This window comes from Streptomyces filipinensis (assembly GCF_014649495.1).
GTDB lineage: Bacteria > Actinomycetota > Actinomycetes > Streptomycetales > Streptomycetaceae > Streptomyces > Streptomyces filipinensis.
Genome location: NZ_BMTD01000034.1, coordinates 10,035 through 21,708, shown reverse-complemented (window position 1 = coordinate 21,708; position 11,674 = coordinate 10,035). Strand labels below are relative to the sequence as shown.

Sequence of the window (11,674 nt, the reverse complement as noted above, 5' to 3'; positions counted from 1 at the left end):
ATGGGCACGACCTGGTCGTCGTCGCCGTGCACCACCAGGGTGGGGATGTCGAATTTCTTCAGGTCCTCGGTGAAGTCGGTGTAGCCGAAGGCGTCCACGCATCGGACGCCGCCTTCGATGGTCTGCGCCATCGCCATGTACCAGAAGGCGTCCTTGTTGCCCTGGGTGACTTTGTTGCCGGGACGGTTGGCGGAGAAGAAGCCCTCCGCGGTGTCCTTCCAGAACTGGGAGTGCTCGGCGAGGATGCCGTTCTTGAGTGCGTCGAACACCTCTTCCGGCACACCCTCGGGATTTTTGTCAGACTTGATCATCACCGGGGGGATGGCGGACAGCAGCACCGCCGAGCGCAGCCGCCCGGTGCCGTGTCGGCCGATGTAGCGCGCGAGCTCGCCGCCACCCATGGAGTGCGCGACCAGGGTGACGTCTCGCAGGTCGAGGTGGGTGAGCAGGTCGTTGAGGTCGTCGGCGAAGGTGTCGAAGTCGTAGCCGTCCCAGACGGGCGTGGAGTGTCCGTGTCCGCGACGGTCGTGCGCGATTCCGCGGTACCCGGCGTCGACGACGGCCTTGAGCTGGTCCTGCCAGGCGTCGCCGTTGAGCGGCCAGCCGTGGATGAACACCACGGGACGCCCCTGGCCCCAGTCCTTGTAGAAGATCTCGACACCGTCGCGGGTGGTGCAGATGGGCATGTGGCCTCCATTGGCGCAGCTCCGGCCGTACGTGGGCAGGCCGGGCGGAAGAGAGGGACGTTCTCGCACCCGCTTGCCAGCGGAACGCATGCCCGCACCGGGCGCAAGCGTCGACCGCCAGATGGCCTACGTGACGGTGTGGTGCTGACCCTTCGATCGAGCCGATGCTCGCCGAAGCACGACCATCGCTGCCTGGGGATGAGGCTCTGCGGCGTACGGGATCGCGGAGCAGAAAGTGGACGGTTTCCGGGCCAGCCCTTCGCGCGTCCCGGACTCGCGGTGATCCCGACATCGCCGCCGCCGTCGCGGCCGCCGAGCTGATCGAGGCCCTCGTGCTCGACGGTGAGCTCGTCGTACCGCACGAGGGGTGGCTGCACTCGCTGAGCTGCAGTGCCGTCCAGGCCACGAAGGACCTTCTGCCTGCCTGATCGTTTCTATCGTTTGTGGCCGCCGCGGTCGAACTCGGTCCAGCGCACGATGTTGGCGTTTCGTTCGGCCATGGCCCGGATGACGGGCAGGGGGCCGTGTTGGTGACCTAGGGTTCGTCTCCAAACGGATCTTGCCCACAGCAGGAATGACGCGACCGTGACCGCCGCTTCATAGGAGGTGGCGGTCTTCCGTATCTGGTGGCGATGCCGCGGAAGCCTTTGAGCCGGTTGAAGCAGCGCTCGATCATGTTGCGTCGGCGGTAGGTCTCCCGGTCGAATCCTGGCGGTCTGCCGCCGCGGCGGCCGCGGGAACTACAGGCCTTGTCTGCAGCGACCCGGTCATGCTTGCAGCGCGGTCGGCCCAGGCCGATGCGGGGGACGCGGATCCGTTCCAGCGGAGGACGTGCACAGGTGCTGTCCTGGCGCTGGCCCGGTGTCAGGAGGATGGCGAGCGGGCTTCCTTTGGGCAGCCGCCCGCTGCTGCGGGTGATCCGTCGACGGCCGGTGCGGACGCGAACGGCACGCGCGCGCCGGACCCGGACGGGGCCGCATTGCGACGGCGTCGCAGGGCCAGGGCGGACGCCGCTGGGCTCGGCCGGTCCCGAGACGGGCTGAGCAGCAAGATTCATGCCGCGGCCGACGCCACAGGACTGCCCCTGTCGTTCGTCCTCACCCCCGGACAAGCCGGGGACAGCCCTCAGTTCCAGACCGTGCTGGGCAAGATCCGCATATCGGGGCCGGTCGGCCGCCCCCGAACCCGGCCGGAGGCCATCGCTGCAGACAGGGCCTACTCCTCCAAGGGCAACCGGGCCCACTTACGCCGGCGCCGCATCACCGCGGTGATCCCGGAGAAGATCGACCAGCAGGCGAACTGGAAGAAGAAGGGCTCGCTGGGTGCCTTGTCGTAGCGTGTGGCCAGGCCGCGCCAGGACTTGATCTTCTGGAATCAGCGTTCGACGGTATTGCCCTGTTTGTAGCGTTCCTTATCGTAGGTGACGGGCCGTCCGCCGAAGGCCCCAAGTAGGAAGGAGCTTCGAGAGGCTGCTCCGACGTCAGGGGTCTCGCGTATCGACCGGTGTGACGGGCGACACTGAGCTATTCCAGCACGGCTGCTGAGGTGTCGGCGATCGGTCGCCTGCCGTCGGCAGCAGTCACCCATGGTGGCGCGAGCTCGGTCCGGCATCCGAGAATCAGGCGCCCGCCGACGCCCCTTGATCAGAACAGTCAGCCCTGCCGGGCCTCAACCCGGCGGGAACCCGGCTCCGGTGACCGAGAGTCAGCAGATGCTTTCAGGAGGACAGAGCCCGCACGAGTTCCTTGGCGAGAGGCCCCGAGGACGCCGGGTTCTGGCCCGTGATGAGGTTGCGGTCCGCGACCGTGTAGGACTCCCAGGCAGGGCCCCGCGAATAGTCGGTAGGCAGCTTCTTCAGCTCGTCCTCCAACAGCCACTTTGCCTTGTCGGCAAAACCGACACCGGCCTCCTCCTCGTTGCAGAAGCCCGTCACCCGGTAGTGCGCGAAGGGCGTGTCGCCGTTCGCGTCACGGGTCGCAAGAAAAGCGGCCGGGGCATGACAGACGACGCCGAGGGGTTTGCCGGAGACAAGTGCCTCCCGCAGGAGCGCCCCCGAATCCGGGTCGACCGAAAGGTCCTCCATCGGGCCGTGGCCTCCGGGGTAGTAGACCGCGTCGTAGTCATCGAGACGCACGTCCTTGAGGGAGATGGGGTGCCGCAACTCCTCGGCCTTCTCGATGACGGCTTCCTCCCGGAGGGAGTTTTCCTCGCCACCTGCCATACCGGGCCGCAGGCTCATCGTGTCCACAACGGGGATGACACCCCGCGGAGTTGCCACGGTGACCTCGTGTCCGGCATCGGTGAACACGGTGTAAGGCGCCACGAACTCCTCGGCCCAGTAGCCGGTGGGGTGCCGATGCCCGTCCTTCAAGGTCCAATAGCTTGCGCCGGTCATCACGCACAAGATCTTGGCCATGGGATGCTCCTCTAGAAGATGCCACCCGGGGAGGGTGCAGTATGGCCAGTTTGAGACTTACATAACAAGCGTGAGCAGAAAACTCGGAAACTGCAACTTTCGACCGATTGGTTTACGTGGATCGTATGTCGCGACAAAGCGATAATGGAATTCTGGCGCTGAAAAATAGGATGCGCGCGACTCCGACAGCAGAATATTTCGGAGGAACATGATCAAAGCCTATGGCCCCTGCGATTTCATGCCAGGCGGATGGGGCGTCTCACCGCAGCTCCGCTGGTCCGGTTTCCCCGGGAGGCCCGGAGTTTCACGGTGGCGATGTCCGACCCCGATGTGCCTACCGCTTCGGGCTTCCGGCATTGGGCGGTGACCATCTGCCCGCCTTCGTGACCGACCTTCCGGCCGGGGCGGAGGACGGCAGAGATCTGCCGGGTGGCGCGGTGACACTGGCCGACGACACTGGCCACAGCGGGCCTAGCCTTTCATTTCACTTCTTCCACATATAGTCCTCGGCGGCGTCGACGATCAGGTTCTTGACCGCCTGCGGGTGGGAAACGAGGGACACGTGCGAGGAGTTGATCTCAACTGTCTTGCGGGCGTTCGCGCGCTTCGCCTCGAACAGCTCTAGGGCCGGGTTGATCGCCTGGTCCTGTCTGCCGACGAGGACGTACACGGGCTTGTTCCGCCAGGCGGCGCCGGTGAGCTTGTCCGCGAACGCCGATAGCGCGATCGGGCGCTGGGTGGCTCCCATGACGTTGGTCTGGCTGGTGGGCAGGTCGGCGGCGAAGACCTGGTGCAGTTTGTCCGGCTGTACGTAGACGTCCGTGCCGGTGGTGCTGTCACCGTTGCTGAAGGGCACCTGCTTTAGAGCCTTGGTGAGCGGGGCGGCCGGGAACTTCGCGGAGAGGCTGGAGAAGGACTCTCCCGTGTCCGGCATGATCGCGTTGATGTAGACGAGGGCCTTGACGTTGTCGTTTCCGGTTGCGGCCTGGGAGATCACCTCTCCGCCGTAGGAGTGACCGACCAGGACGATTGGTCCCTTGACGGACTTCAGGAAACTTGCGAGGTAGGCCGAGTCCTGGGGAACGCCGCGGAGCGGGTTGGCCGGCGCGTCCACGGTGTAGCCGTTCTGCTGTAGCCGCTGCACGACCCCGTTCCAGCTGGACGCGTCGGCGAAGGCGCCGTGCACGAGCACGATGGTGGGCTTCTCCCGGCCGGGATCGCCGCCCGGACCACCGGCCTGCACCGTTTCGACTGTCAGTGCGGACGTGATTCCCGACACGGCCAGAAGAGCCGCAGCCCAACGGGCCGTGTGCACGATACGGAGGGACTCGCGGGATATTCGCATGCTGGCCCTTCGGTGCGGGGACGTCGGACGACGCCCGGGATTCCATATTCGATGGCACCGGACGGCTCGTCCTGGCGCAGAGGCCATTCGAGTGAACTCGGAATCTCGCGACATCACTGCCGCGGGCTGTGGTGGGCAAAGATTCGTCGCCGAATTCTCGGGAGGTCGCCAGCCTCGACGTCGCTTTATCCCGGTGCCTTCGGTTTCCCCGTCCGGCCGACGGCGACGAACTCGATTTGGATTTTTTTCCGAGTCACGGAACACGGCCGCCGAGTACACGAACGGTTCCTTTTCATCTCGCGGCCGTCGGGGTAGGTCACCGCGCCGAGCGGCACCAGGTCACGCTGGCCGATGCAGACAGGCAGGTTCGCAGGCACGGGCGGAACGACGCCGCCGGAGCGCACCACGCTGGAGGCGGTGCAGCTGCGCGTGGGCGGCTTCAGGAAGCCGCACAGCTCCGGGACGGTCATCCACTGCCGACGGCGCGGGCGGAACTCGCCGCTACGGAAGCGGCGGTCGAAGGAAGCGAGCGCGCGGCGGGAACGGGGCCGACGGGGCCTGAGGTAGTTCTCGCCGGACGTGGCTGCGAACACCGCCAGGAGCTGGTTCATGAGGGCACGCGCGGCCTGCGGGTGTGCAGCCCGGGTGCACAGCAGCTGCACCGCGAACACCGGGCGGCAGAGGGCTCGAACTTGCCGATGCCGTCACGCACGTCGGTCATGCGCGGCAGCCGCTCCCCTCTCGTGCTGCCGTAAGTGCGGCCGCCGGTCCAGGCCGCGGTCAGCGACCTCATCAGTCCCGTTCCGCTGAGCGAGCCGGTCAACCGCTCGCCGTACGCGGACGGCCCGCGTCGCCGGGCGGCCGCCAGCAGCCGCCAGCGCCGGCGGGCCAACTGGCGTTCGGGGACGGGTAGCAGGTCCAGGACGATGTCGGAACGTTCGCCGTCCTCGGTGCGCACGCCGGACAGGGCGGTCCCGAGCTGCTGCAGCGGGTCGGGGTGCAGGCCGAGGGAAGCCAGGGGCTTGTGGTCGGGCAGTGCGAGGACCAGCTCGGCGCGCTCTGGCAGCGCCTCGCCGACTACCAGGCTGCCGTGATCGCTGCGATCGGCGACAACGAACGCACCCGGATGATGGCCGACCGGATCGCCCAATTCCAGGCGGCCATTGCGGACTTCCGGCAGCGGGTGGACGCCAATGCGCGTGCGTTCGTCGCCCAACAGCTTCCCCACCTGTACGGGCAGGGGGCGCGGGCTACACCCGAGAGGGGGGCGGCCACTTCTCGTGGACGCTCATCCACGCCGAGGCCCTGCAGTCGCTGGCCTCCGACAGCTACGCCGACTTCCTGTGCCGCTCGGAGGAGGAGCAGCGGAGGGCCCAGGTGTTCTATCGGGCCGTGAGGGATACGGCGCGCCGCGAGGTGCTGCTGCTGGCCGCCGACCGCACCACCGCCGTGCAGGCCGCGAAGGCCCTCGCTGATCGGCTGACCGCCGAACACCAGCTCACGTAGTCATCTACCGCAACGGGGCGCGGATGCCGTACGAGCGTGGGCCGAGGCGGCGACGCTGGCCGAGAGCGCGGTCGCCTACCCCGCGGGGACCCTCAACCTCGCCCACGAGGCCGGCGTACAGGTTATGGGGGTCTTCGACGGAGCGGATTGCGGGTGGACCAGCCACCAGGACACCGACAAGGCTTCCGGCACGGTGCGCATCATGGAGGATGCGGCAGCATGGCCGATCTCACATCCGAACTGTGCACGCGAACCTTTGGCCCGAGGCCGGACCTAATCACAGGCGCCCGACTCCCTGGTGAAGGGAGTCGGCGCCGACGTGCGGGGGGCTATGCGAAAGGCCCCGGCCGGGGCCTTGTGAGCCCGCTCAGTGGGTGGCGGTGATCTCCTCCGCGGTCTTGGTCAGCAGCGCGGCGGACGCGGCGGTGTCGTGGCTGAGGAGCACAGACCGGCGCGGAAGGCGGGCAAGGTGCTCGGTCAGGGCCTGCGTGCCGGTTACGGCGGTGGGGGTCAGGCCGAAGACGTCGGGGTAGCGGTCCTCGGTCTTCTGGTCGAACACGTCCGTGTCGGTCAGTGTCCGCCCGTTTTCCACGAGAGCCGGGGTTCCGTCAGGGGTCATGGTGGGGAAGAGGAGCCCCGTCATGTGGGCTTCGGTGGCCAGGGTGAGGCCGAGCCACGAGGCGAGCTGATCGGGGAAGAACTGGGGCTTGAGTTCCTTGCCGGTCTCGCGCCACAGCGGCTCGCGGCGGCCGTCCATGAGGGCTTGTGTCACGGTCGGGTGTTGGGTGGGGTGGAGCTGTCCGCCGGCGAGCACCCTTTCCCGTACGCGGTCGTACAGGCCGGTTGCGTCGAGCAGTCCGAGGCCGAGCGCGGCGGCCGACGGCCACGGCAGCACCCGCACCCGGCCGTCGGATTCGAGGCGGACGAACACGCGGTCATTGGCGAGCAGGCCCCAGCCGTCCAGGGCGAGGAGGAGGGCGGTGGTGGTCTTGCCGGCGCCCTTGTCGCCCAGGGTCAGGACGGCAGTCCCGTCATGGGTGACGGCGGAGGCGTGGAGAACGGTCCAGCCGTCGGCGAGGAGTTGGCCGCGGACGAGTTCGCGGGCGAGGCGGGCGGCTGCGACGGCGACGGGTTCGGCCTCGTCACCGACGATGACCAGGCGGCGCCCGTCAGCCTGGCAACCGATCCGCTCGCCCGGCTGCACCGCGTACGTGATGCCGTCCTGGCGGGCGACGAGGGTGCGGGCGTTCGCGTAGGTGGTCTCGTCGTGGCCGTAGTCGGTGACGAGGGTGGTGATGTCGTCCACACGGGAAGGGTCGATGTGACCGCGCCGTCTCCGTGTTCGCCGATCACATAGCCGTCCACGGCCGAGACGGGCACGCGGTGATGGGCGGCGAGGGCGGCGTCCGCAAGCGCGGGGAGCACACCGCCTGCACGACCTGGCGTTCGGAGATCTGGGGACCATCCCCGCATGCGCGGGGAGTAGCCAATTCACGTAGGTCTCACTCATGGCTGGAATGCGGCCCTGGAGGACCTGGCGGAACTCTCGGCCGAAATGCGTGCGGCCCGTTCGGGGGTCCTCGCGTAAGGGCTAGGCTCTCCGCGCCGAGAGGCGACGCGAAGGGAATTGGCGATGACTGAGGAAGTGCAACAATGGCTGAAAGAGAACGCCTTGCCCTTGAAAAGCGTGCACTCCGAGGCATCGAAATCGGGCGACGGTTCCCTGGAGCCACTGCGCGAGGTCCTGAGCGACGTGCGTGTTCTGGGGATGGGCGAAGCGACGCACGGGACAGCCGAGTTCTTCCGGCTCAAACATCTGTTACTGCGCTTCCTCGTCGAGGAGATGGGGTTCACCGCCCTGGCCTTGGAGGCCAGTGTCTCGACCGCCCAGGCGGTCGACGATTACGTGCTGCACGGAACTGGTGATGCCGCCGACGCAGTGGCCGGTCTCGGCTTCTGGACGTGGCGGACCCGGGAAATGCTCGACGTCGTCGAGTGGATGCGCGAGCACAACCGAACGGTGCCCAAGGACCGGGCCGTACGTTTCGTGGGCATCGACCCCCAGCGATGCGGTCCGTCCCTGGCGGCGCTGGCCGCCGTGCTGCGCACGGTGGCACCGGAACGCGCGGACATCACCGGCGGCCTGCTCGGCACCCTTGCGGAAGCCAGGACGGGATCCCTCGTGGCCCAGCGCCCCCAGCTCCTTGCCGAGGCACGTGACCTGGAGCGATTCCTCCTAGAAGAGCGTCCCCGGATTGCCGCGCACTTGGGGGATGCGGTCGTCGATCACGCACTCAGGCATGCGCGCCTGATCGTGGCCGCGGCCGACGTGGTCTCCCGGCCACCGCGCGGAGACGGAGAGGGAACGGGCGCGCTGGCCGCCCGGGACCGCCACATGGCACAGGAAGTGATCTCCCTCCAGGAGGGATCCGGCGGAAAGGTAGCTGTCTGGGCCCACAACGGCCATGTCTGCACCGACCGTTACGCGCAAGACATTCCGGCCATGGGGCGGCACCTCAGGGGCCACTACGGTGAGCGGTACTACGCCCTGGGCCTGCTGTTCGGCGAGGGCGCCTTCCGCGCCCGCCCCGGAAAATCCGCGACACGACCGCCCAGAAGGCACAGGGTCAGCGCGGCGGGTCCGCGCTCCGTCGAGGCCCAACTGGCCTCCGCCACATCCCAGGATCACATGATCGATCTCCGCGCCGGCCGAACCCGGCCCGCCGTCGCCGAGTGGCTTGAGAGCCCGCAGTTCATGCGGGCCTTCGGTGCCGGAGTACCACGCCTGACCTACCGCTTCTCCATGACTCAAACGGTACTCATGCGTGAGTACGACGGATTGGCATACGTGGCCCGCTCGACGCCTTCGGTGCTACTGAGCTGAGAGCGAGTGCAGATGCCCAGACCTGAGCCCCCTCTGAAACCCGTCGGTGCTGAGATGCGAGACCCGACGTGCGCACGTGATCAGCACCGCCGGAAGGCATCCGAGTCCCGGGCACCCTCGTCAATGGAGCGCTCAGGCGGTGCCGCCTCGATCCGCCCGTTGATCACTCGGACGCTGATGTTCCCGTCCGGGATCAAGGTGGCGTCCTCTAAGGGCCTGAGCGGGTGCCTGCGCGACCGACTTGTGCGGCGGGAAAGGATCACTCTCAGACGTAGTCGCCGATTGCCGTGACCACCATGCTCGGTCGCGTGGCTCGGCGAGCTGGTCGAGTACGGGCAGACCCAGTCCCGAGCGGCTGGTGAGCCATGCTCAAGATCTGTGGATCGGCTCGGGGAGGACGCACCTTCCCGGGTGATTGATCGATAGGTCACCGAGCGAGGCCGACGTTGCCGCGTCGGTCGGAAAGGCACGTCCGTGCTCACCGTAGTCAACGCTGATGGCGCCACGAGCGGCGGGTCCTCGCTGTTGGATGACATCGTCCGGGAAGGTGCCCGGCGAATGCTGGCCGCCGCACTAGAGGCCGAAGTCACCGCCTATATAGCCGAGTTGGTCGATGAGAGAGACCAGCGCGGGCGGCTCGTGGTTCGTAACGGCTATCACCAGCCGCGGGAGGTCACCACCGCGGCCGGCGTGGTCGAGGTGAAGGCGCAGCGGGTGAACGACAAGCGTGTGGATGCCGACACGGGTGAGCGCAAGCGGTTCTCCTCGGCGATCCTGCCGCCCTGGTGCCGCAAGTCTCCAAAGATCAGCGAGGTGCTGCCGCTGCTCTCTTTGCACGGCCTGTCCTCGGGCGATTTCGTCCCGGCACTGGAGCAGTTCCTCGGCACCGCGGCCGGGCTCTCCCCGGCCACCGTCAACCGCCTCACCCAGCAGTGGCAGGCCGACCACACCGCCTTCTTGGACCGCGACTGCGCACGCCGAGGGATGCGCGCCCCGGTCCTGGCGGTCGGCGACGGGGCTCTCGGCTTCTGGAACGCCTTGGCCGAGGTCTTCCCCGCCTCCCGGCATCAGAGGTGCTGGGTTCACAAATCCGCCAACGTCCTCAATGCTTTGCCAAAGTCGGCCCAGCCCGGCGCCCGCAAGGCGCTTCAGGACATCTGCAACGCCGAGGTCCGCGACCACGCGGTGCAGGCGATCAAAACGTTCGCCTGGCTCTATGGCGCGAAGTTCCCCAAGGCCGCCAAGAAGATCACCGACGACGAGGCTGAGCTGCTGGCGTTCTTCGACTTCTCCGCCGAGCACTGGATCCACTTGCGGACCACCAACCCCATCGAGTCCACCTTCGCCACCGTCCGCCTGCGAACCAAGGTCACCCGTGGGGCCGGCTCTCGCACCGCGGCCCTGGCCATGGTGTTCGAGGCGGAGGGCGGCGCCGTCTCCGCAAGCGCGGGGAGCGCAGGAGGGCCCATGACGTCGGCGTAGGGACCATCCCCGCACACGCGGGGATGGTCCCGCCTTCAGGGGCTTTCGGCTCTCCTGGCCCGCGTGCTCCCCCCGCAGGCGGGGAAGGTCCCCTGTTTGTCGCGCAGTTGTGGGCCGAAGACCCGTGCTCCCCGCGCCCGCGGGGATGGTCCCGCCGACCTGCAGAACGTTCAGATCCAGGGCGGGTGCTCCCGGCGCCCGCGGGGATGGTCCTTCTCCCTCGGGTAGGACGTGTTGTCCTACAAAGTGCACCCCGTGCCCGCGCGCAACCCAGAGGTCGAACAAGGCGACGACCCCACGGCCTGGCTGATGACCTGCACCATCATCACCACCGAGGCCACCGACCGCGTGCACCCCGCATGCCGCTCGCACTCACTCCCGACCACTACGACACCCGGCTCGACCCACGCCACCAGGACCCCGACGGCCTGCGCGCCCCGCTCGATCAGCCCACAGGGGCCACCTGGACGTCCGGCCCGTCTCCACGGCCGTCAACAACGTCCGCAACAACGGCCCCCAGCTACTCGAAGAGGTCACTCCATAGCGATCACCGAACTGCCCCACCGCCCTCACGACGGGTGCCGACGACTCACGCCCAACGGCTCGTGGCCCCCGGGACAACGTGCGATGGGTCCCGGACAGGCTCCGCTCCTACTCTGCAGGGAAAAGCATCTCGGCGCTCGGAGGTGCGTTCATGTGGCGTAGCGGGGTCGGCGGGCATCGCGCGGTCCGACCCCGCTCGACGACTCGAGGTCAAGCAACTGTTGGGGCTGGAAGAGCGGACGGGTAAACGAGCACTGGGAACGCCATCTGGCCGCCGCGGGCATCCGGCGCAACGCTCTGGTCCGGCTCAGGTGAGGAGGTCGGCAACGAGGGTGGCGAACTCGTCCGGGGTGGTGAGGCGGATGCAGAGTTGTTCGGCCTTGGCCCGCTTGGAACCGGCGCCTTCGCCGGCGACGACGAGGGTGGTCTTCTTGGAGACGCTGGTGGAGGAGCGCCGGCCGGCCCGTTCGATGAGTTCGTTCATTTCGTTGCGGGTGAGCCGTTCCAGGTTTCCTGTCATGGCGTCGGTGACGAACCACCGTCATGTCGGCCAGCGGGCCGGCGCCGACCGACGCGTCAGCCGTGCTGTCGCTGCCGGGGTCCGTCTCGGCGGCTGAGGGCGGGGTGGCGCCTGGCTCGGTCATGTTCACCCCGGCTGCGGCGAGTTTGTCGATGAGCGGGGCGAGTTCCGCGAGTTCCGCGACGATCGAGGGGGCCTTCTCTGCGCCGATGCCCTCGACCTGCTGCATCGCCTCGGCGCCGGCGGCGCGCATGTGGTTCATGGTGGCGAAGTACTGGGCGATGCGGCGGGG

Annotated in this window: 8 protein-coding genes and 4 pseudogenes; 5 read left to right on the top strand and 7 right to left on the bottom strand. The window is 67.9% G+C overall.

The annotated features are described in order from the left end of the window. The coding region (locus tag IE244_RS39840) for an alpha/beta fold hydrolase (protein ID WP_191878497.1) at window positions 1–686 on the bottom strand (686 nt) is incomplete at its 3' end. A gap of 976 nt (window positions 687–1,662) precedes the next feature. On the opposite strand from IE244_RS39840, the pseudogene IE244_RS39830 reads away from it, so the two are divergent. Beyond that, window positions 1,663–2,010 (top strand): annotated as a pseudogene (locus tag IE244_RS39830) (transposase); the annotation flags it as partial. 393 nt (window positions 2,011–2,403) lie between these two features. Here the strand turns inward: IE244_RS39830 and IE244_RS39825 are convergent. After that, window positions 2,404–3,102 (bottom strand): type 1 glutamine amidotransferase domain-containing protein, encoded by a 699-nt coding sequence (locus tag IE244_RS39825; RefSeq protein WP_191878466.1) that lies wholly within the window; start codon window positions 3,100–3,102, stop codon window positions 2,404–2,406. Between the two features lie 249 nt (window positions 3,103–3,351). Here IE244_RS39825 and IE244_RS42550 point away from each other — a divergent pair, with 249 nt between their 5' ends. Then, window positions 3,352–3,489, top strand: coding sequence for a YbhB/YbcL family Raf kinase inhibitor-like protein (locus tag IE244_RS42550; protein WP_229854806.1), 138 nt, complete (start codon window positions 3,352–3,354; stop codon window positions 3,487–3,489). Between the two features lie 97 nt (window positions 3,490–3,586). Here the strand turns inward: IE244_RS42550 and IE244_RS39815 are convergent, their stop codons facing one another. The 4 genes from IE244_RS39815 to IE244_RS39805 form a co-directional block, all read right to left on the bottom strand. Continuing rightward, a complete protein-coding gene (locus tag IE244_RS39815) occupies window positions 3,587–4,345 on the bottom strand; it encodes an alpha/beta fold hydrolase (RefSeq protein WP_229854804.1) in 759 nt (252 codons plus the stop codon). 287 nt (window positions 4,346–4,632) lie between these two features. Next, on the bottom strand, window positions 4,633–5,058 hold the full coding sequence (locus IE244_RS42545; protein ID WP_229854799.1) for a hypothetical protein: 426 nt from the start codon (window positions 5,056–5,058) through the stop codon (window positions 4,633–4,635). Further along, the gene (locus IE244_RS42540; RefSeq protein ID WP_229854797.1) at window positions 5,055–5,663 is read right to left on the bottom strand and encodes a hypothetical protein; all 609 of its coding nucleotides are present in this window, start codon (window positions 5,661–5,663) and stop codon (window positions 5,055–5,057) included. The genes IE244_RS42545 and IE244_RS42540 overlap by 4 nt, the downstream gene beginning before the upstream one ends. Before the next feature lie 657 nt (window positions 5,664–6,320). Continuing rightward, window positions 6,321–7,259, bottom strand: coding sequence for a phosphoenolpyruvate carboxykinase (ATP) (locus IE244_RS39805; RefSeq protein ID WP_191878464.1), 939 nt, complete (start codon window positions 7,257–7,259; stop codon window positions 6,321–6,323). Between the two features lie 327 nt (window positions 7,260–7,586). Between IE244_RS39805 and IE244_RS39800 the strand changes: the two genes are divergently transcribed. The 3 genes and pseudogenes from IE244_RS39800 to IE244_RS42535 all read left to right on the top strand — a co-directional run. After that, complete coding sequence (locus tag IE244_RS39800) at window positions 7,587–8,837, top strand: erythromycin esterase family protein (RefSeq protein ID WP_191878463.1); 1,251 nt, start codon at window positions 7,587–7,589, stop codon at window positions 8,835–8,837. 474 nt (window positions 8,838–9,311) lie between these two features. Further along, window positions 9,312–10,256, top strand: a pseudogene (locus IE244_RS39795) (transposase); the annotation flags it as partial. A 351-nt stretch (window positions 10,257–10,607) separates the two neighbouring features. Beyond that, window positions 10,608–10,863, top strand: a pseudogene (locus IE244_RS42535) (SOS response-associated peptidase family protein); the annotation flags it as partial. A 306-nt stretch (window positions 10,864–11,169) separates the two neighbouring features. On the opposite strand, the pseudogene IE244_RS39790 reads toward IE244_RS42535, so the two are convergent. Beyond that, window positions 11,170–11,674, bottom strand: a pseudogene (locus IE244_RS39790) (BRCT domain-containing protein); the annotation flags it as partial.